The organism is Flavobacterium panici, assembly GCF_024499525.1.
Classification (GTDB): Bacteria; Bacteroidota; Bacteroidia; order Flavobacteriales; family Flavobacteriaceae; genus Flavobacterium; species Flavobacterium panici.
Map to the genome: position 1 here is coordinate 3,629,986 of NZ_CP100437.1, position 22,613 is coordinate 3,652,598.

Genomic DNA, 22,613 nt, shown 5'->3' on the forward strand with positions numbered 1-22,613 from the left:
ACAATTTTTGGGAAGGGCAGGGGAAAAGAATTTTTAAAAGAGTAATCACTTAAAATTTAGAAATCATGGAAATCACAGGACGTTTGACAAGGGATGCAGTAGTTGCCAAAACGGCAAAAGACAGGGAGGTGGTAAACTTCTCCATAGCAGTTAACGATACTTACAAAGCCAAAGGAAGTACGGAAACAACAAAAATAGTCACCTACATAGACTGCTCGTATTGGCTCAGCTCGGGTGTTGCGCAATGGCTCAAAAAAGGCGCAATGGTTGAGCTTTTCGGACGTGTAGGAGTGAACGCCTATCTCAATTCTGAGGGCAAGGCTGTAGCAAGCCTCACTTTTCACACAAGCAATATCAAAATACTGGTGTTTGTGTCAGATGCGCAAGCCTTGCAGGCGCAGACAGCTCCTGCAGAAAAGAACAAAAAGGAACAGCCTGACGACCTGCCTTTCTAATCCGAATCAAATGTATAAGCCTAAAAAAATGAGTTATGAAAGCCTTGAAAAAATCAATATATGCCGAGTATGGCGTGCACGAAGCATTCCAAAAGATTATTCTTTCGGAAATGCAGTCTTATGAAGGAACAAAGAAACAGCAGCTCAAAGCATTCCTTGAAGATATGCAGAGAAGCGGATGTATCAGCGGTATGATATCCCAGTTTATCTATCATGCCGACTGTAAAAAGTTCTATATCGAATATTTGGACGATTTGGAAGGCATCAGAAAAGAAATGGAAGATTCCCTTGGAGAAGCTATAAAAGACAGATACAGTCTGCCTCACTACACCTTTATGTGCTGGCTCTGTTTTGAAGAGTACTGTTACGACATCTACAGAAACTCTTTTGAATAATTGTGAAATCTTAAATCTTCCCTTATGAAAGCTTCAGAAAACTTTAAGACCGTTATTGAAAACTATCTCAATCAGACCGCCCTTGCCGATGCTGTCTTTGCAAAGGACTTCGCCAAGCAGTCCAAAAACTTGGAGGGCTGCTGCAATTACATATTCGGAGAGGTGAAAAAAACAGGACTGTGCGCCTTTGACAATCAGGAAATATTTGATATGGCGGTCAAGTACTACAGCGATGACAGCATCGGACAGCCACAGCCCGTTAACTGCAAAGTTGTTGTGAAAGAGCCTGTAGTGGCTGATTTGTTTACTTCAGTTGTAGAAGTTCCGCAGAATACCGCCACTGCAAAAACGGCATTGATTGCTCCCAAAGCCGAATCAAAAACCTTGACACTCTTTGACCTATGATACCCAAGACCATCATCGAAAAACAGATTGTGTCCTTTAGTGAGACGCTTTCGCCTGTATCGCAGAAGATGCAGGTTTGGGCAGAAAAAAACATTTTCATCAAATGGGGCGTGCTTTCAAGGGGAAAATTCCACTGTCTTGACTGCGCCCACGTTTGGAAGCCTGATGCGCAGAAAGCATCCTGCCAAAAGTACATAAACTGCACTGCGTGCAATGGAAAGCTTAAAATGCACCAATACAATCAGGTGCATTTCAAGGAAATTGAGTATTTCGCTGTTTTGGATGTGTGCGGAGGATTTCAGGTCGTACGCATCATCTGTTCGCACAAGGACATGAAAAAGAACTGCATGCCGACTTATTTTCATAAGGAAGTGATGCAGCATTGGATAAACGTGAAAGGGGAGGTACGAACCCTTTCTCTCGGCACCAATGTTTTTTCACACGCCTATGATTCTTGGAAATATTATACTTCCCTTGAAATCCGCCCGAAAAGTTTTGAGGGTTCTCCCAAATACCGCATCAATCCCTATAAGGTCTATCCGTCTTCAAAGGCGATTTCCGTGCTGAAAAGAAACGGATTCAAAGGCAGTTTCTATGGCATCGCCCCTCAGGTGCTTTTTACGGCTCTTTTAAAAGATTCCCATGCAGAGACACTCCTCAAGACAGGGCAGACCGATTTTCTTTCTCATTATCTGACCTCGCACTCACAGCACATAAGGGAGAACTGGCAGGCAGTCAAAACCTGCTCCAAGAACAATTACAAGGTAAAAGACTTTTCACTTTGGGAAGATTACATTAGCCTGCTCAGATGGTTCAAAAAGGATTTGAATAATGCCGATTTGGTATGCCCTGAGAATTTGGAAGAAGTGCACGACAGGCTAGTGGAGAAAAAACGCATAATCCAAAGACGTCTGCATATAAAGGAACTAAGAGCCCAAATACAGCAGGCGCAGATTGGCTATGAAGAGCAGAAAAAACAGTTTTTCGGATTGGAGTTCACTCGTGAAAATCTTTCCATCTGCGTGATGGAAAGCGTGAATGATTTTCTCGAACAGGGCGATATGCTCCGCCACTGCGTATTTACCAATGAATACTACAAAAAGAGAAACTCCCTTATCCTTTCGGCCAAATTTGAGAACAAGCCTGTGGAGACCATTGAGGTGGCGCTTCCCTCGCTTGAAGTCCTGCAGTGCAGGGGAGACAAAAACAAGGTTTCCCCGCATCATAAGCAGATTTTGAAGCTTCTCAATCAGAACCTCTATCAGATTAAAAAGCGCATGAAAAACAAAAAAGAGGAGAGAGCCGAAAATTAGTTTTCGGCTTTTTTGTGGAATTCCGCGGCGCAGACACTTGAAGGGTATATTGTTTCAGGGTTCAGGCTTAATTCTGAAACAAAGTTCGGGAAGGAAAGGCGGTTCGCAGAAAAAAATTCCCCCATAAATGCAGGCGGAAAAACCTGCTTTATTGCGTTGCTTTTTTCGCTCGCTTTCTCATTCCCGGTTGAGGTTCCATTATTAATCTTTAAACTTAAGAAATCATGGAAACTTCAAAAACACTTCAGAACTGGAATCAGGCAGCAGAAATCCAGCTTGTCTACAAAACAAAAGTGAAAGCTTCAGAAAGACCTTATATCAGCTCTTCCAAAACGGTTTACCAGCTGGCGCTCCAGTTCTGGAACCCCGATACAATTGAGTTTTTCGAGGAGTTCAAGATACTGCTGCTGAACCAGTCCAATAAGGTATTGGGTATGTATGAAGTATCATCAGGTGGAATAGCTGGTACCTCAGTAGACCTTAGGCTGATTTTTGCTGCAGCCATAAAAGCAAATGCGGTATCGCTGATTATGATCCATAACCATCCCTCAGGACAGGTAAAGCCTTCTGAAGCGGATAAACAGATAACCAATAAAGTTAAGGAAGCAGGCAGGATTATGGATATCACATTGCTGGATCATCTTATCATTACTCCCGAAACCTATTATTCCTTTGTAGATGAAGGCGCTTTATAGCGCCTTTATTAAAAATACAGCATCCTTGATTTAAATCTAAAACAAAATTATTCGGATGATAGTCCATTGTAAAATGAAGTACCTACAATAACTAATGGTTTTCCAGTAGTTTTTTTAATTGGGATGCTGAAGTATCTATCTTTTCTCTTTTAAGACAAATTTTAATAATTTATTTGAAGTAATTATTTAGTTTCTTAAAAACTACAGTTTTAATTACGTTAATTGCTTGAAATGAAACGTTTTTAAGTAATAATTTTACGGTTACATGAAATAAAATTACATTTTTGTGTTTTTGTATTACGTTTTTAGTTATATTTGTATCATAAAAACCCAAATAATTTACATCGATGTATACGGAATTAATAAAAATAATTGAAGGTGGACTGAATAACGACCATAAAAAGGTAATTAGTTACTCAAATCATTTAGCGAAAAAATTAAGAGATGATGGAGATAGTAAATTGGCTGATAAAATTTTAAAAACAATTCAAGGCGCTAAAGGGATGCCGGTTTTTAAAGATCAGTTGTTTGATGCGCCTGTTGATAATGATACAAGATTGAATATTGCAGATATTATATTGCCACAGGATATAAAGTTTGATATAATTGTATCTGAAGGTATTGTGGAACCAATAAATAATTTTATTTCTTTAGTAAATTCTAAAAATGAAATAAAAAGTAAGGGATTAGATATTAATCTGTCTCTTTTGCTTTATGGTCCTCCAGGTTGTGGTAAGACAACATTAGCAAAGCATATTGCTAGAGAGTTAGATGTTCCAATTGTAGTAGCGCGTTTTGACTCTTTAATTTCCTCTCTTTTAGGTAATACTGCAAAGAATATTAGGAAATTATTTGATTATGCCAAAAGCAAACCTTGTATTTTGTTCTTAGATGAGTTCGATGCAATTGCCAAAGCACGAGATGATAATCAAGAAACTGGAGAATTAAAAAGGGTTATTAACAGCCTTTTGCAAAATATAGATGAATTTTTAGAAACAGGTATATTGATTGCGGCAACCAATCACGAGCAACTATTAGATAGTGCGATTTGGAGAAGATTTGAAAAAGTAGTAAATGTAAATAAGCCTAATTCAGATGAAATAAAAAATCTAGTTACAAATTATTTTGAGAAAATTGGTTCAAGTTTAGCGACCGATGATAAAAAATTTGAAATGGTTAAAAATTATATGGGCAACCTATCTCATTCTGAAATTATTAAAATTATTAATAGTGCATATTATAATTCGATCATAAAAAAATCAGATTTTGAATATGAAGATATTTTTTCCGAATATTTTAAATATAAAAACAACAACAGGTTTCTGCCAGAGGAAATGATTAGGTTTCTAAACGAAAGTCATATTCCACAGAAACAAATTGCAAGTTATTTAGATATTTCAATAAGACAAGTTAGAAACGCTTTAAATATAGAATAAGATGGCTAAGAAAAATTTACCAATCAAGCTTTTTCAAAAAAGGCAAAAAATTGATGAAAGAAGAGTTGAAGGTGGTGGCAGCGATAATGTTCCAAAATGGGAATTATCTGGTCAATTGCTTGCTCAAAGAGCAGAAAGTTTTATTGAACCTATTAATGAATTAATCGCTGTATTTCAAAAACGTAGTAATTCAAGAAGTTTTATACCAGCTATATTGAGAATTGATATTGATGATAGTGCTATTGCTAAATCACATAGGAAAGACATTCAAAAAATTTTCAACGGAAAAGTAACTAAAAATAATATTATTGGTTTTCTTGACTCTAATAGTGCCATTGTGAAAGTGGAAAGTATTGAAGAAGGAATACAGATTAAAAATAACATAACAAACTATATAAAAAATCCGCGAGGTATCTCTGCAATTGAATCAATGGAGGTGTTTCAGCCTTTTATTGTGGATATTGAAGATAATCAAACGGTTAAGGTTTCATTAATTGACTTTCTTAATTATGAAATCAATAACGCAGTCAAAATTGCTTTTATTAAGTATTGCGCAGAATCTGATATTGAAGTAAAAGAGGTAAACTACTCTCCAGGATTAATAATATTTAAAATTAAAAATGCTTCACCAGGAACATTAGATAGCATTTCAGATTTTGAAGCATTAGAATCTATAACTTTTATGCCTAAATATCGAGTAGAGACCGATAGTGTAGCGTCAGAAGATACTGTTGAGATAAAGATACCAAAAGAAGGTGTTGAATATCCAGTAGTTGGAGTTTTGGATTCAGGTGTTTCTAGAAATTCTTATCTGGCACCTTGGTTACTTGATGATAAATTCTCTTCATATCCTGAAGAATTAATTGATCCAATGCATGGTTCATGTGTATCAAGTATTATACTTTATGGGGATCAATTACAAGGTAAAAATTGGACTGGCAATACGGGCTGTAAAATTTTTGATGCCACAGTATTTCCTGATCAAAAGCAGGAATCAATAGATGAAGATGAATTAGTAGAAAATATTAGAGAAGCAATAAAGGAAAATAATCATATTAAAATTTGGAATCTATCATTAGGTACAGCTGCTGAATCGGATATGAATGACTTTTCGGATTTCGGTAAAGCTTTAGATGATATTCAATTAGCAAATGATGTAATTATTTGCAAATCGACAGGAAATTGTAGGAATTTTGAAAAAGGGCATCCTAAAAGCAGAGTGGCAAGATCAGGCGATTCAGTCCGTTCCTTGGTGGTCGGTTCAGTTGCCCATTCAAAGGGCAATAATGATATTTCGGAAATCAATCATCCTTCGCCATTTACAAGAATAGGGCCTGGCCCTGCTAATAGCATCAAACCTGATATAGTATCATTTGGTGGCAATGCAGGCATGAAAGATGGAAGAAGAGTAGAGAATGGAGTAAATGCAATTGCTCACAATGGAAGTTCTGTAAAAATTATTGGGACTAGTTTTGCTACTCCAAGGGTAACATCATTACTGTCGGAATTAAGTTTTAAAATTAATGAGGCTTTCAATCCTACTCTTTTAAAAGCTTTAGCCATTCATTCTGCTAAATATCCAACGGGAATCAGTCTTCCTATTAGTGAAAGAGTTAATCAAATGGGATTCGGTATTCCTGATTCGGCAGATGAGATTATCTATAATGATCCTCATGAAATAACACTTATCCTTCAGGAAAATATAACTCGTGGCGAATTTATAGAAATATTAGAATTCCCTTTTCCGGAAAGTTTAATTGATCCTGACGGCTTTTTTTACGGGGAAATTAAAATCACATTAGTTGGCCAGCCTGTACTTAGAGAAAAACAAGGTGCTGAATACTGCCAATCAAATTTAGATTTAATGTTTGGAACTTATGAAAATATAAAGGAGCGAGACACTACTAAGGCAAATATTCTCAATGAAATTGGTCCTGACGATACGCAAAATGTTTTACTTGATTCCAATTATAAAAGTGCACATATTAAGGATACTCAAAGCGAATATGCACGTGAACGAGTATTGCTTAATTACGGTAAAAAATATCAACCCGTTAAAAAATATTCAGTTAATCTAACTGAAATGAAGGATGCAAGACAGCGTGATAGTTTAGCTGCTAATAGAAAGTGGTATGCTAAAATTAAGGGAACGTACAGGGACTTTGCTGAAACTTTAGCGATACAGGATGGAGAAGAATTAAATCAAGATTTTACACTTATAGTAACAATTCGAGATACGAAATCTGAAAAACAGGTTTATAATGAGGTTTCAAGACTATTAGCCGATAGGAATTTTGTACATTCCAATATTAAAATCAGGGAAGAAGTTAGGATTGAAACTAATAATAATTTAGATTTTTAATTAAAAATAATAATAAAACATGGAAAGTAAGTTATTGCAGCCATTTCTCCAGGCTGGTCTGTTGGATATAGGAGATAGTGATGAAAGACTTGTACATATTACAAAATCAATAGAAGACCTTCGTGTTAAATTAGCAGCAAACAAAGGTTTGCTTATTAATTATACTTTAGTTGCTTTGGATCCTTCTATATCAGATACAGAAAGTGTTTTAATAGATACCGAAGCAATAGTTTCAGCTAATTGGAAAGCTTTGCGTTCAAAATTTACTGAAAGACCGATTCCTTTATTACGAGCGGTTATTCTAAATGCATTATATGACCTTGGTACCGAAAACGCATCTATTGCAAGAGTTATATACCTGACAGCTACAAATTTTTATTCTTATGCTAAATTAGGGAAAGAAAAAGCTATTATTGAAAAGATGTTACATGACCTTGGTAATATTGCAGAGGAAAATGCAGTTCAAGAATGGTCTTTGACAACAACCCAACCTGAATTGAAAATTTCTACTCTGAAAGTTAGTGGTTTAAAATTCAGTGAAGTAAAAATTGATAGTAAAGATCTGAAAGCAAAATTAAAAACAGCAGCAAATACTTCTCCTGAGGGGTATCAGCCGTACCACCATGCTGATCAATGGTCAACTCACTTTTCCACAAATGCAACAACGGGAATTGAAAATATTTTAACGGAGACATTCAAATCGTTTTCAGATGGCTTGTCGCCAACTTCGATCGAAACTCCAATAAATAAATTTTTTACGGAATTCAAAGCATCACTGGATCAAACATTAAAAGCATCATTTAGTTCTATACAGGCAGTTGAACGAAGAAGCAAATTGCTTTGGTGGAAGGAAACTTTATATTCTACTTCTTTAGAAAACAGCTATAGAACTGTGGATAAATTTACTAAGCCTTTTATTATGGCAAATGACTTGTTTCAACAGTTGCCATCTATAGTTCCAGTTAGTGTCGATTTTTTATTAAGAGATACATTGTTAATATTGGAAGATTCTGCCGATGAAAAAATATCATTTTCAGAGCTTCTAAAGTCCATTGATACTTTGGAACATAAATCGATGTTAAAGAGTTATTTTGAAGAAATTGAAAGTTCGGTTAGAAGAATTTCTATTTCGGATTATTTTGGTTTAGTTTTTCAAGGTAAAACCACTGTGGACACTTTTAAGCAATATACTGGAATTGATGATTCAGAAATGGTTTCGCTGAATGATATTGGGGTCATGGTTCTGCATGATTTTATGGCTGAACATTTAACAACATTTTAAAATGGCAGGAAATTGTTGCAAAGAAGATTGCTATCCTGAAGAAACAGGATGTAATTATGAAGGCTGTGAAGTTTTAAATGAATGTCCACATTATAAAAAAACTTCTGCAGCGGAAACAATAGAAATCAATGAAAAAATTGATTCTGAGTACTTTTTGCGTATTCCTTGGACTGGAAATACATTTGGATTACAGGATCTGAATTTTCTTACTTCTACCTCGAAAGTGTTGTTAATCGGTATTACCGGTGTTGCAAGTGCAGGAAAAACTACATTTCTGGCAACTTTATATTGTTTGCTGCGCAACGGACATAAAGTTGGTGATTATCAATTTTCGGGTTCATTGACTTTAAATGGATGGGAAAATATTGCATGGTATCTAAGTTGGAAACAAAATAACAACATTCAGTTTCCTCCCCATACTAGTGGTAATTCTGGTAGAGTTCCGGGTCTATTGCATATTTCTTTGAGAAATAGTTCAGGTGAAAAAAAAGAGCTTGTTTTTACAGATGCACCTGGTGAATGGTTTGATAGTTGGACAATTAATCAAAATGACCCAAATGCAGACGGTGCCAAATGGATTCATCAAAATGCGGATGCATTCCTTTTGTTTTCAGATTGTGAAATGCTGGCTGGAGAAAGTCTTGGCAAAGCTCGTAGGCAAATAAGACAAGTATCAGATAGGATAAAGGTAGGACTGGGAAGCCGACCTTTTGGACTAATCTGGTCCAAATCTGATATTGAACTTGATGCAGAAATTGTAGAACAAGTGTCAGGCTATGTCACAAATTCTGATATAATTAATTATTCAGAATTTAAAACAAGTGTACATGAGGGTAAAGACGGTATTTTTTATAAGAATATTCTTAATGTTGTTTCATGGACATTAGAAACAATATCAAAACAAGTGAACAAATTACCGGACGTTGATCAGCATCGTACTGATGATATGTTCCTTTCAAAACGATAACTATGTCACAAAATAAAAATAACATACTGATAATCGGAGGGCCAAATGTTGGAAAGACACATTTTGGAGGCCAACTTTATGGTAGGCTACAAACTCGTGAAAGCTTTTATAAAATTGTTTCACCGCCAGAAAATCTGAATATTTTTAAAGAGGTTCTAGAATGTCTTAATGATGGTAAAGCAGCTGATCATACTAATGTTAATTCAAATGAAACACTTGAATTGCAAATTGTTGATGCAGATGGGAAAAATATAACATTTAACTTTCCAGACTATGGTGGAGAGCAAGTGAAGGCGATTTTTAATGATAGGCGTATTTCCAAAATATGGAAGGACCAAATTGAAAAAAGCGATTCCTGGATGCTTTTCATACGTTTAGATGAAATCATTCCTCTTGAAGATATCATTAATCGTGGAATTCCTGAAATGGATGTACTATCTAAACGAAATAAAGAAGCTTCAGCCCTCAAACTCTCAGATTCAGCATTTTTTACAGAATTGCTGCAAATGTTATTGTATGCAAAAAGAACAGCTACATTAGGTAAGATTTCCAATCCTAAATTAACTATAGTTTTGTCTTGTTGGGACCTCTTGGAGGCAGAGTCTGAAAATCGATTGCCCTATGAGTTACTTCGCGAAAAATTGCCTTTATTTTGGAATTATCTTGTACAGACTTGGAAAGCTGAGCATTTGGATGTAATTGGCTTATCTGCGACAGAAAAAAGCTTGGATATAAAAAAAGCAGATCGAGATTTTGTGAAAAAGGGTCCAGAAAAATTTGGATATATAATAACATCTGAAGGGAAGAAAGAATCAGATTTAACACTTTCAATTGGAACATTCATTGGATAAGTATCACGTTAAAATAGAACAGGCCTTTTACGGCGATGTCGGAAAATCACACGGCTGCATTGCATCAACTTTTAGTGATAGTGATTTAAATTCGTTTCTAACTGCATTTACAGATAGACCAGGGGCTATACCTGCGGGTGTAATTATGGAACCTTATTTGTCAGGAATACGTTTTGATAGAAAATACGTTTTTACAAAAACATTTCCTGATCTTAACGCAGAACGTGGCGGGATGGTTTTTACGCATGTACTCATTTTGGAACTGAATGATTTGGCTTACATTGCGAATTTGACGGACGTATTATCATATTTTGTTAGTCAGATTCCAATTAATGCTGAGTTAGATATTATTTCATTTAGTCCTACAGTGCCTAAAAAAAACGAGACACAAGAATTTCCGCTTTATATTCAGCAGATTTTGCAAAATATCATTACAGAAAAATCACCAGTGCTATTTTGCGGGAAACTAACGTCCTTTGAAGAGGCTTTATGTACGATATGGCCAGGTTTACCTATAGGTTTAAAAAAGAATTTCTCCTACACTGCAGGTTTTTCCTTATCGTCGTTAGACTATGAAAAAACAATAATTTATTTTCAGGAAGACTTAAAATCGATTCTTAAAAACTCAGTTTATGTAGAAGATGTAGAATTACAAAATGTTCAGATAGAATCTGAAATTGAAAAATTTGTGCTTTGCAAAAATGCAAATAATATTTTTGAGGAGTTTATTACTAATTTAAATATTCAACTGTCCGACTGGTCAAAAGTTACACTGGCAGTTAAGGCATTTCAATTGTTCCAAAAATTAGAAAAAAATATAAGTCAAGATGAAATTAGATTGTTGGTAAGAAATATCTCTAAAATTTCGCCAGATCCATCTTTTGGCATATTTGTAAAAAGTAAAATTATCCAAAAGTTTTCGGATGCAATTTCTTCAGAACAAAACAGTAATATTAAAAGCTTAAGTAATCTTGTCTTGAATGGCATTGCAGATGGGGAAATTATTGTTGCTAGCGCAATCGAAGAATTTATTTTTAAAACATTTAATAGTGAAGAGCACTTTCAATCTGACGCAATGATTGAACTTCTTAGGCTTAATGATGGTACTCGAACTGAATGGTGGCATAAAGCAGTAATGAAAGGTTTTTCTAAAGTAATGAGTAATATTACGGATATAGTATCTTACAATATTTGGAAAATTTTTCTTAAATCAGAAATTGGGATGGTTAAGTTGTTGTTATTTAATAATGCAGATTTTGATACTGAGATTAAATTTATTAAATCAATGCCCAAGTTTATTGATAGTATGACAGCAGAAAGAATAGCAGTCAATATTCGCTCCAGAAATTGGTTTGTTTTACATTCTCATATTTTGTTGCAATATTTATCTGCCAAAGAAGCAGTCGTTTTACAAATCGAATTTGAAAGAAGTGCTTCCTCTGTTTCTTTTGAAGGTTCTCATTTACTATTAAAAAAATTAAATGATATTGAATTATTGGATTTAACTCTCGAAACAGAAGATGATTTCTTAGTTAAAGAATATGCACGGAGAATACCTACAAAATCATCTTTATTAAGATTATTGGATGTTGATCAATCTATATGGTTAAAAATTTGGTCTGAAAGTTTAAATTTAACAAAAGATCTGTCATATGGTATAGAAAACTTGGCTGGTATTTGGGAAAAGGTTGTCGTTTTAATCAAGGGAGGAATAAAAATTCCGGAGTTGATTTTGCATTTTTTTTCAGATAGTGAATTTTCGGATTTGTCACAATTTCAAAATCGACGAGACATATGGCTAAATCTTCCGCAGGTTTATTTGCAAAAGTTTAAGAAAGCGACCGCTGTGGGATGTATGGATAAACTTATTGAAGGAACCCTAATGATTGACGACGTCGAGCCAGAAATTATGAGCATTCTAAGTAGTGATGATAATACGAGTGCCTTTCTACAGGCTAATAGAACAAATATAAGTGCAGTTTTGATTGCCTTTTCAATAATACCTAACTTAAAAGATTTATATCTTTCAAACTTTATATATTATTATAGTGTCCAATTAAGTGAAATGGATTCATCAAAATTAGGAGATATTGTATTAGAGAATGGATTTGTTTTATCTGCTAGGCAAATTTTTGAAAAGGCAAAGACGAATTCACAATATAGAATCGCTTTAAACAATTGTAAGTCTCTTATAAATTTTAGTTTTTATGAAAGTCTTATGTATGCAAATTTGTTAGGGAGACAGGTTTCTATTGATGCAATTTTTTCAGAGGTTTTGAGTAAGGCTATTGCTCTATATCCTCAAGGTCCAGAACATAGTGATGTGTGGAAAAGAGCAGGTGGTGATGTAAGTAAATTTGTCAATCAAGGAACTCGTGAAGAAAACTGGAAACTAGGTATTTTACTTTTACGAAACGGTGGTGGAGGAGCACATATATCTGTAGGATCATTATTAAAAATAATGATTGATGACTATCCTCATAATAATGAATTAAAAGAATTGCAAAAACATATAAAATAATGAAAAACAAAATACTTATAATGACAGCTTTAGGGCTTGAATTTGATGCGGTTAAAAAATATTTGAGTGAAATAAATGTTGAAGTTCACCCTTCAACAGGTTCTATTTACAATTCAGGGAAATATATTTCTGGAAATGATGTTTTTTCGGTTTTGTTAGTTGCAACGGGTGCAGGTAATGTACGTGCAGCGGATGAAACAGGAAGGGCGATAGATTATTTTAAACCTGATTATACCTTTTTTGTTGGTATTGCGGGCGGAATAAAAGATGTGGCATTAGGTGATGTTGTCGCATCATCTAAAGTTATAGGTTTTGAAGTTGGCAAAGACGATAAGGAGTTTAAGCCTAGATTTGATACGGTTCAATCATCTTATATTTTAGAACAGCTTGCAAAACATGTACAAAGGGAAGGTAAATGGCTTGAAAAACTGGTTGGAGATAAAAGACCGAATTCTTTTGTTTTGCCAATTGCTGCTGGAGAAAAAGTTGTTTCTTCAACCCGTGCAACAACGTTTGATTATATTAAACGTTACTGTAGTGACGCTGCAGCTGTAGATATGGAAGGGAATGGATATCTACTGGCTGTCAGACCATATCACGCTCACGGCATTGAAATACGAGGGATCTCAGATTTAATTGAAAATAAGGAAGAATCTGATGCTAGTGGTTCACAACCTACTGCAGCTGCCAATGCTTCAGCGTTTACATTTGAAATGATCGACGCATTGAAAATAAACAACAAACTGGAGGAAGATATAAGTTCAGAAAAGTTTAAAAAGAAATTAGTCGACGAACTGGTGAAGTTGTATCCGCAAGGTCCAGAGCAGGATGATATTTGGAAACGTTCGGGAGGGGACGTTTCTATTTTGATTAATAGCTCGAGTCGAAGATCACAATGGTATAACGCTATTGAAAAGCTATCCCACGGTGGGGGTGGTAAAAATATTACAATTGCCACTTTAATAAATGAAGTTAAAGCTGACTTTCCTCAGTTAATAAATGATCTTTTTTAATTCGGTATTAAAGCTTTAGATATCAAATAATATTATGAAGGTTAATTTATTTTGTACCTTATTTGTACCATTTGTTTGTAAAGTCTTGATATATAGATGTTGTTACTTTTGAAGAAGTAAAATAATTTACTACGTAAAGACGCACTGCGGTGCGTCTCTACAATTGAATATAAAAACCGAGTCAGAAATGACTCGGTTTTTTTGTGTCTATATATTAAATTGTTGTGTTTCAGTTATATGAAAATTAAGATTGATTTAATTGAAAAAAACTTCGCAAAATGAGGTTTCCCTCAATTTAATTATCAGGTTTTAGCTTAGTTTTGGGAAAAATAACCTAAAACAAAAAATACCATGAAAAAAATCTTAAGCCTCGGGTTTATCTTCCTGACTATTCTATTTACGGGATGCAGCAGTGATAACGATGATAATGCTGTTGACAATGAAAACTCAGTTTCTGCTGTTATAAATGGAGCAGACTGGAAACCTACAAAAATCAATAGTGTGACTTTAATTAAAGTACCAGGAATGAACCAGCGTTTTGATATAAACATTCAAGATGATTCTAAAATGCTTATGCTTGCATGTGAAAACGCTACTACTGCTGAAGATGCAATGCCATTAAAAGAATATAATTTTTACGAAGAGATAGATGAAGAAGATAAAAAATTACAGGTTAGTGATGCATTATTTATTAATTCTTATTTAATCGATGGAAATACTTATACAGAACACATTCCTGTTTCTGGAAAAATAACAATAACCGCAATGGATCCAAATAAAAAGACGGTTTCGGGAACATTTAGTTTTAAAGCTGTAAAAGGAGGCGTGTTGCAAACTAAAATTGTAACTCCAGAAGTTTTTGAAGTAAAAAATGGAGTGTTTACTAATTTATCATATACGGTTTACAAACAATAAATTACATCGAAAATGATATCAAACCGAGTTAGAAATGACTCGGTTTTTTTATGCCTGTTATTTAACGTAGAGATGCACTGCAGTGCATCTATTTATAAGGTTTTTTACAAAATGACAATTGTCATTTCCCATTCAGATTCTTTTTCGTAATATTACTATTGTAAATTTTTTTGAATGAGAAAGATTAAATACAAAAAAGGAAGAAAGCTCCAACACATTACTTTAGAATATACAGGCTCGCATAAAGAACATGAAGCCGAAATGCAGCTTTTTGTTTATGATGATGCCGATGTTGTTGAATATGAAAAGTTTACAGTTCTTGCTTTAAATTCCTGTTTTGATTATTCTAAAAATAACTGGCTGAATATTCATGGTCTAAATGACATCAATCTTATTAAAACAATTGGTGCACATTTTAAGCTGGATGATTTTTTACTTGCCGATATTTTAAATACTACCAAAAGAACCAAGCTAGAGGAACAGCAAAATGTTTTATTCTTTAATATAAAATCACTTTTGCCTTCTGAATATTCAGATAGTATCAGCGTAGAACAAATTAGTTTTATTTTAAAAGACGGAATTTTAATCTCATTTCAGGAAAAACGAAGTGATTTCTTTACCCACATTCGCGAGCGCCTTCGTACACATGCAGGAATTGTAAGGACTAAAAAAGTAGATTATTTGCTGTATTTACTTTTAGATGCCGTTATGGAAAACTTCTACATTACAATTGAAGATGAAGAAGAGAAGATCGAAGAATTAATCAATTTGACTAAAAAAGGAGCTGATCCTGTAATTTTAGAAAAAATTGAGAATCACAGGGATAATTTTAATTTTCTAAAACGTTCAATAGTTCCGCTTCGGGATTCTTTATATTATCTAAAAACAATTAAAGATGACGATGAAAATAACGGTCTGATTCAGAAAGAAACGTTTAATTTCTTTATCAGACTTCATCAAAAAAGTTTAGAACTTTTGGAACAAATAGAATCAGATATGAGCGCGCTCGAAAGTGCCTCTAATTTTTATTTTTCGGAACAAAGCCGGAAAATGAATGAAATCATGAAAACTTTAACTATAATCTCAGCCATATTTATTCCGCTGACTTTTATTGTTGGAGTGTATGGAATGAATTTCGAAAATATGCCGGAACTGAAAACAGAAAACGGCTATTTTGTAGTAATGGGCATTATGTTTTTGTTAGTGTTGGGATTAATCATTTATTTCAAGAAAAGACGTTGGTTTTAATGTTTATTTCAATTTAGAAAAAAATGATTTTGTGTGGATTTAATATTTAGAATAATATAAATAATTATGAGTAAAGCTATATATATAGCCACAAGCGATCAAAACAGCGGGAAGTCGATAATTACACTTGGCTTAATGAGTATTTTGATTGGTAAAACGGCTAAAGTAGGTTATTTCAGGCCTATAATCGAAGATTTTGTGGATGGTGAAGTAGATAATCATATCGAAACAGTTTTGTCTTATTTTAACCTTGATATTCATTTTGAAGATGCGTATGCTATCACAAAAAGCAAACTGATTAAAAAGAAAAATAAAGGTAAAATAGGAGAGGTTCTGGATTTGATTATCGAGAAATATAAAAAACTGGAAGAACGATTTGATTTTGTTTTGGTTGAAGGAACGAGTTTTACCGGTGAAGGAACTTCTATTGAATTAGATTTGAATGTTTTAATTGCAAAAAACCTCGGAATTCCAACCATAATTATTGGTTCAGGAATTGGTAAAACTTTAGAAGAACTGGTTGATAGTTTGTATCTGGTTTACGATTCTTTTAAAGTAAAAGAGGTTGAAGTTTTATCTGTTTTTGCCAATAAAGTACAGCCCGAAAATATTGAATTAGTTACCAAAAGCCTGCAAAAAAGCCTTCCTCCAAATGTTTTAGTAAATACAATTCCGCTGGTTTCAAGTTTAAACAATCCTACCATGCAGGAAATTGTAAATGAACTTAACGCAAAAGTGTTATTTGGAGAAAATTACCTGAATAATGAAATTGGCCATTTTAGTGTGGGAGCTATGCAATTGCATAACTATTTGGTTCATTTAAATAATAACGCGCTCGTAATTACGCCAGGAGATCGATCTGATATTATTCTGGGAGCTTTACAGGCAAATGAATCTGCAAATTACCCAACTATTTCAGGAATCATTCTAACCGGAAATATTGTTCCGGAAGAAAGTATTTTAAAGCTTATAGAAGGACTTTCGGCCATTGTTCCAATTATTGCTGTTGATGGCGGAACGTATCACATTACAAACAAAATAGGATCTATTAAATCTGAAATCTACGCTAACAATACGCACAAGATCGAAACCTCAATAACTACATTTGAGAAATACGTTGATAACGACGCTTTATCAGAAAGATTAATCACTTTTGAAGCAGAAGGCATGACGCCAAAAATGTTTCAATACAATATGGTTAAAAGAGCCAGACAGCATCGCAAGCACATCGTTCTTCCGGAAGGAAATGATGACAGGATTATTATTGCAGCTTCAAGGCTTTTGGCAATGGATGTAGTTGATATTTCGATTATTGGAGATAAAAAGCAAATTGAAAATAAAGTTACTGAATTAGGAATCACCCTTGATTTTTCAAAAGTAAATATTATAAATCCTAAAGAATCTGAACTTTACGAAGATTACGCCAATACGTATTATGAGCTTAGAAAAGCTAAAAACGTAAGTATTACAATGGCCAGGGATTTAATGGAAGATGTTTCGTATTTCGGAACGATGATGGTGTACAAAGGCCACGCCGACGGAATGGTTTCGGGAGCGGCACATACAACGCAGCATACTATTTTACCGGCGCTTCAGTTCATCAAAACAAAACCAAATTCTTCTGTCGTTTCATCCGTATTTTTTATGTGTTTAGAAGACAGGGTTTCTGTTTTTGGAGATTGTGCCATTAATCCAAACCCAACGGCAGAACAATTGGCAGAAATTGCCATTTCATCAGCAGAATCAAGTTCCGCTTTCGGAATTGAACCAAAAATAGCTATGCTTTCGTATTCTTCAGGAGCTTCAGGAAAAGGGGATGAAGTAGATAAAGTGAGAACCGCAACCGAAATCGTAAAACAAAAACGTCCTGATTTAAAAATTGAAGGGCCAATTCAATACGATGCTGCAGTCGATCGCGCGGTTGGAAAAAGCAAAATGCCGGATTCTGAAGTAGCAGGACAGGCGAGCGTACTTATTTTCCCTGATTTAAATACCGGAAATAATACTTATAAAGCCGTACAAAGAGAAACAGGTGCTTTAGCAATTGGACCAATGTTACAAGGTTTAAACAAACCTGTAAATGATTTAAGCCGAGGCTGTACAGTCGATGATATTATCAATACAGTTGTAATTACAGCAATACAAGCGCAGGGATTATAATCAATTAAAAATTTGGAATTAAAATAAAAAAATAGAACGCGAATGAGACTGATTCGCTATCGCGAAAACGCAGATTTACACAGATTTTATTTTTGATAGAATAAAAATCCGTTTTAATCCGTGTCTTTACGAAGTAAATCCGCGTCATCCGCGTGCTAATCTCAACAACAAGAAATAAAAAATTAAAAAATAGAACGCGGATGAGACTGATTCGCTACCGCGAAAACGCAGATTTACACGGATTTTATTTTTGATCGAATAAAAAATCCTTTTCAATCCGCGTCTTTACGAAGTAAATCCGCGTTATCCGCGTGCTAATCTCAACAATAAAAAAGTAAAATTTCTGTCTTCAGAATTAAAATAAACTTAGTGACTTAGCGCCTTTGTGGCAAAAACATAAAAAATGAAAATACTTATAATTAACTCAGGAAGTTCATCCATAAAATACCAATTAATGGTTATGCCGGAAAACGAAGTAATTTGTACCGGAATGATCGATAGAATTGGTTTAGAAACATCAAATATTACGTTTAAAACAGCTTCAAATTCATATGAAGAAATACTGCCTGTTCAAACCCATAAAATTGGTTTGCAAAAGGTTGCCGATATGCTTCTTGATCCTGAAAAAGGAGTTATAAAAACAACTTCAGAAATTACGGCAGTGGGACACAGAGTAGTGCATGGCGGAAGTTATTTCTCCAATACAACCATAATTACCGAAGAAGTTAAAGACAAAATAAAAGAGCTTTCAGAGCTGGCTCCGCTTCATAATCCTGCTCATTTAGTGGGAATTAATGTTGCCGAAGAAATTTTTTCAGGAGCAAAACAAGTAGCCGTTTTTGATACTGCTTTCCATCAGACAATTCCGGTTGAAGCTTATAAATACGCCATTCCAAATTTCCTTTTAACAGAACATAAAGTTCGTGTATATGGTTTTCATGGAACAAGCCATAAATATGTTTCAGAAAAGGCCATTGGCTATTTAGAAAAGGGGTCGAAAATAATTACAATCCATTTAGGAAACGGCTGCAGTATGACAGCTGTAAAAGATGGAAAAAGTATCGATACAACCATGGGATTTTCCCCGGCAAATGGTTTGGTTATGGGAACGCGTGCCGGCAATATTGATCAATCGGTTATTTTTTATATGGTTAAAAATTTAGGTTACACACCAGATGAAGTAAATTCTATTTTACTGAAACAAAGCGGAATGCTTGGTTTAACAGGTTACAGCGACCTTCGTGATATCGAATCTAAAGCCGAAGAAGGAAATAAAGACTGTCAATTGGCTTTATTAATGAATGCCTACAGAATCAGAAAAACTATAGGTTCATATACAGCAGCTTTAAACGGATTAGACGCGATCATTTTTACGGCAGGAATTGGAGAAAACTCTTCGTACATGCGTAAATTGATTTGTACTGATATGGATTATTTTGGAATTGAAATTGATCCCGAAAAAAATCAAATTCGTTCAAAAGAAATAAGAGAAATTAGTACAGCAAATTCAAAAACTAAAGTTTTAGTTGTTCCAACTGATGAAGAATACGAAATCGCAAATCAGGTTTATCAGTTATTAGAAAATTAGAAAAATAAATTTAAATATAAAGAAAGCTTCTCGATCGAGAAGCTTTTTTTGATCCAAAAAATCAATATTTGTCAGTATCTTTGAATTTAAAACCGAATATCTTGAAATCGATACTTTTAAAATCAATTTTCTTGTTTTTCGCTGCTTTTCAAATTCAAGCACAAGAACTTCTTCCTTTCGTAGAAAATTATAATAAATCAGACTATCAGGGCGACAATCAAATCTGGAATGTTGCTCAGGGTAAAGATAAAGCCATGTATTTTGCCAATAACCATTATTTATTGCGTTATGACGGCGTTATTTGGGAAAAATATGCTCTGCCAAACAAAACTATTATTCGCTCAATTTTAATTGAAGGAGACCGAATTTACTCTGGTTCATACAAGGAATTTGGCTATTGGTACAGAGAAAATGGTAAAATGCGTTACGTTTCTATTACCAAAAATCTTCGCTTATTTGCTGAAAAAGACAATGAAGAAATCTGGAAAATTTTCAGGTTTAATGGTTCGTTGTATTTTCAGTCTTTCAATGATGTTTTTATTTACGATGGAAAACACATTAAAAAAATTAAATTTCCTTTTTTAATTTCTTACTGTTTTGTTGTTGATAAAGATCTGTATGTTGCTTCGGTAGATAAAGGTCTTTTTAAAATGAAAGGTTCCAAAATTGCAAACCCGAAAGGCTGGGACATTTTAAAAAACACGGTTGTTCATGCCATAGAAAAAGATAAAAACAAAACTTATATTTTTACACAAAAAAAAGGAATTTTCATTGTTGAAAATGGAGGTTTAAAACCCTGGAATAATCCATTAAATGAGACTTTAAAATCTAACGGAATTAATGTAGCCAAGTTTATTAAAAACAATAAACTAGTTATCGGCACAGGAAACAAAGGCGTTTTTATATACGATTTCAGCAACAATACTTTTAAAAATATCGACCGAAATAATGTTCTAATGAATAATTCGGTTTTAAGTATTGGTTTTGATAAAGAAGAAGATTTGTGGCTGGGTCTGGATAACGGACTTGCACATGTTGAGGTTAAATCTCCTATTTCATTCTTTTATGATAATTCCGGAATTCTGGGATCAGTATATTCAGTAGCAACTATTGATAAGGGATATCTAATTGCTTCAAATCATGGAATTTTTGAATTTGATTCGGGTAATTTTAAAATGCTCCCAAACACGCAAGGACAGGGTTGGAATATTACCAAAATTGGCAGTAAATATGTTATAGGTCATAATGACGGAACTTTTTGCTATGAAAACGGAGCTTTAGCAAAAATAAATAATGTGAGCGGAGGATGGAATTTATCAAAAAGTACTATTAATGATACTTATTTTCAGTCTACTTACAGCGGAGTTTTAGTTTATGATGATGCGTCAAAACTATCTCAGAATATAAGGATAAATGATCTTTCGAAACCCATTAAGTATGTAGCCCAAAATAAAAAAAATGAAATTTGGGCAGCCGATAATTATCGCGGATTATATCGGGTTTTTCTGGATGATAATTTCAAAACTGTAAAAGTTGAAAATATCACGCAGCAAAGTAAAATCAAAAACGATTTTGGAGTTAAGATTTTTGAATTTAGAAACGAAATACTTTTTCTAATCAATAACGTTTGGTATACGTTTAATTCTATTTCGAATAAATTAGAAGAAAATGAATTGTTCAATACCAATTTCAAAAACATCTCTGACGTTGTAGCAATCGATAAGGATCATTTTATGGTGCTTCAGGACGGAATTCTATATCACATTTATTCGCACGAAAATAAATTTATCTGGAATATTATTCAGGAGAAATATTATAAAGGAAAATTGATTAACGAAAACCTGAGAATTTTTAGAAGTCAGAATCATTATTTACTCAATCTTGATGACGGTTTTATTTCACTTCAGTTAGGATATCAAAATGAACAAAACAAAGGCGTTAAAGTTGAAGCTTACAATGATAACGAACTGCTGAAAAACGAAGGGAAAATAAAACACAATACAGAACTTCGAATAAATGTTATTTCCGGAATTTACGGTGCAAGCAAACCCAATTTATTTTATCAGATAAATAAAGGCAAAAATTATATCCCAATTTCAAATGGGGCAATAGTTTTAAATAATTTAAGCAGTGGTTCGCATTCCGTTGTAATTTTTAAACATGACGGAGCCAATTATGATAAAGTTTCCAGTTTTGATTTTAAAGTTGCACAGCCGTGGTATTTCTCTTTTTGGATGATTCTTCTTTATCTGTTATTAATAGGGGCAGTATTGTTTTTCTATTATAAATGGAATAAACTTCGTTATACCCAAAAATTAAAATTACAAGCCGAAGAATTAAAACACCAGCGTGAAATTCTTGAAATGGAATTAAAAAAAGAAAACGAATTAAATATTCAGGAATACGAAAAACATATTTTAGAACTGGAACTGCAGACAAAATCTTCTGAGGTTGCCGGAAAATCGTTGTCAATTGCTAAGCAAAGCGAAATGATTGAAAATATCCAAAGCATTTTAGATTCAGAAAAAGATTTCAATAAACTTAAAAGCGAAATTAAAAAAGCAATCAAGATAAATGAAGTAAATAAACACGAATGGGAAATATTTGAGACTAATTTAAATCAAATCCATAATGAGTTTATTATAAACCTTTCTAAAAAATATCCTCACTTAACTCCAAAGGATATAAAACTGTGTGTTTACCTTAAAATGAACCTTTCTTCGAAGGAAATTGCACCTATGATGAACATCTCTTTTAGAGGCGTAGAATTGCACAGATATCGCCTCAGAAAGAAATTAAATCTGACTCAGGAGGAAAACCTATCCAAGTTTTTATTAACTCTGTAAGATTTGAGTTTGTTTTTTACAGAATTTATATTTTTCTACATCAAAATTTACATAATTCCAATACATCATTACTACATCATAAGGTTATGTTAATGAAATTAATTTAACATTTATGATACTGATAATCATTAGGATACGCTTGTGTTTTAACACAATGATGT

The 22,613-nt window shown here is 33.8% G+C and carries 17 protein-coding genes; all 17 read left to right on the forward strand.

What is annotated here, in order from left to right:
* Nucleotides 1-65: 65 nt before the first annotated feature.
* The 17 genes from NLJ00_RS15245 (at nucleotide 66) to NLJ00_RS15325 (ending at nucleotide 22,452) form a co-directional block, all read left to right on the forward strand.
* The gene (locus NLJ00_RS15245; protein WP_256634423.1) at nucleotides 66-455 is read left to right on the forward strand and encodes a single-stranded DNA-binding protein; all 390 of its coding nucleotides are present in this window, start codon (nucleotides 66-68) and stop codon (nucleotides 453-455) included.
* 35 nt (nucleotides 456-490) lie between these two features.
* On the forward strand, nucleotides 491-850 hold the full coding sequence (locus NLJ00_RS15250; RefSeq protein WP_256634424.1) for a DUF7222 domain-containing protein: 360 nt from the start codon (nucleotides 491-493) through the stop codon (nucleotides 848-850).
* Between the two features lie 24 nt (nucleotides 851-874).
* The gene (locus tag NLJ00_RS15255; RefSeq protein WP_256634425.1) at nucleotides 875-1,255 is read left to right on the forward strand and encodes a PcfK-like family protein; all 381 of its coding nucleotides are present in this window, start codon (nucleotides 875-877) and stop codon (nucleotides 1,253-1,255) included.
* Complete coding sequence (locus tag NLJ00_RS15260) at nucleotides 1,252-2,568, forward strand: PcfJ domain-containing protein (protein ID WP_256634426.1); 1,317 nt, start codon at nucleotides 1,252-1,254, stop codon at nucleotides 2,566-2,568. The genes NLJ00_RS15255 and NLJ00_RS15260 overlap by 4 nt, the downstream gene beginning before the upstream one ends.
* Nucleotides 2,569-2,792: 224 nt before the next feature.
* On the forward strand, nucleotides 2,793-3,263 hold the full coding sequence (locus NLJ00_RS15265) for a JAB domain-containing protein (RefSeq protein ID WP_256634427.1): 471 nt from the start codon (nucleotides 2,793-2,795) through the stop codon (nucleotides 3,261-3,263).
* Nucleotides 3,264-3,610: 347 nt separating this feature from the next.
* Nucleotides 3,611-4,699 carry an AAA family ATPase gene (locus NLJ00_RS15270; protein WP_256634428.1) on the forward strand — a complete coding sequence of 363 codons (1,089 nt, stop codon included), beginning with the start codon at nucleotides 3,611-3,613 and terminating at the stop codon, nucleotides 4,697-4,699.
* A 1-nt stretch (nucleotide 4,700) separates the two neighbouring features.
* Nucleotides 4,701-7,061 carry a S8 family peptidase gene (locus NLJ00_RS15275; RefSeq protein WP_256634429.1) on the forward strand — a complete coding sequence of 787 codons (2,361 nt, stop codon included), beginning with the start codon at nucleotides 4,701-4,703 and terminating at the stop codon, nucleotides 7,059-7,061.
* Nucleotides 7,062-7,080: 19 nt separating this feature from the next.
* Entirely contained in the window at nucleotides 7,081-8,343 is a 1,263-nt protein-coding gene (locus NLJ00_RS15280) for a GTPase-associated system all-helical protein GASH (RefSeq protein WP_256634430.1), read from the forward strand.
* 1 nt (nucleotide 8,344) lies between these two features.
* Nucleotides 8,345-9,310 (forward strand): TRAFAC clade GTPase domain-containing protein, encoded by a 966-nt coding sequence (locus NLJ00_RS15285; protein ID WP_256634431.1) that lies wholly within the window; start codon nucleotides 8,345-8,347, stop codon nucleotides 9,308-9,310.
* A 2-nt stretch (nucleotides 9,311-9,312) separates the two neighbouring features.
* On the forward strand, nucleotides 9,313-10,161 hold the full coding sequence (locus NLJ00_RS15290; RefSeq protein WP_256634432.1) for a TRAFAC clade GTPase domain-containing protein: 849 nt from the start codon (nucleotides 9,313-9,315) through the stop codon (nucleotides 10,159-10,161).
* Nucleotides 10,142-12,682: a GAP1-N1 domain-containing protein gene (locus NLJ00_RS15295; protein ID WP_256634433.1), complete on the forward strand. Its 2,541-nt coding sequence runs from the start codon at nucleotides 10,142-10,144 to the stop codon at nucleotides 12,680-12,682. The genes NLJ00_RS15290 and NLJ00_RS15295 overlap by 20 nt, the downstream gene beginning before the upstream one ends.
* Nucleotides 12,682-13,695, forward strand: a complete 1,014-nt coding sequence (locus NLJ00_RS15300; RefSeq protein WP_256634434.1) for a 5'-methylthioadenosine/S-adenosylhomocysteine nucleosidase family protein — start codon at nucleotides 12,682-12,684, stop codon at nucleotides 13,693-13,695. Before NLJ00_RS15295 ends, NLJ00_RS15300 begins: the two co-directional genes overlap by 1 nt.
* A gap of 351 nt (nucleotides 13,696-14,046) precedes the next feature.
* Nucleotides 14,047-14,610 carry a DUF6252 family protein gene (locus NLJ00_RS15305; RefSeq protein WP_053473506.1) on the forward strand — a complete coding sequence of 188 codons (564 nt, stop codon included), beginning with the start codon at nucleotides 14,047-14,049 and terminating at the stop codon, nucleotides 14,608-14,610.
* 174 nt (nucleotides 14,611-14,784) lie between these two features.
* Nucleotides 14,785-15,858, forward strand: coding sequence for a magnesium/cobalt transporter CorA (gene corA, locus NLJ00_RS15310; protein ID WP_053473505.1), 1,074 nt, complete (start codon nucleotides 14,785-14,787; stop codon nucleotides 15,856-15,858).
* A gap of 66 nt (nucleotides 15,859-15,924) precedes the next feature.
* Entirely contained in the window at nucleotides 15,925-18,018 is a 2,094-nt protein-coding gene (gene pta, locus NLJ00_RS15315; protein WP_053473504.1) for a phosphate acetyltransferase, read from the forward strand.
* A gap of 403 nt (nucleotides 18,019-18,421) precedes the next feature.
* Complete coding sequence (locus NLJ00_RS15320) at nucleotides 18,422-19,606, forward strand: acetate/propionate family kinase (protein WP_256634435.1); 1,185 nt, start codon at nucleotides 18,422-18,424, stop codon at nucleotides 19,604-19,606.
* 101 nt (nucleotides 19,607-19,707) lie between these two features.
* Nucleotides 19,708-22,452, forward strand: coding sequence for a helix-turn-helix and ligand-binding sensor domain-containing protein (locus NLJ00_RS15325; protein WP_256634436.1), 2,745 nt, complete (start codon nucleotides 19,708-19,710; stop codon nucleotides 22,450-22,452).
* Nucleotides 22,453-22,613: the final 161 nt, after the last annotated feature.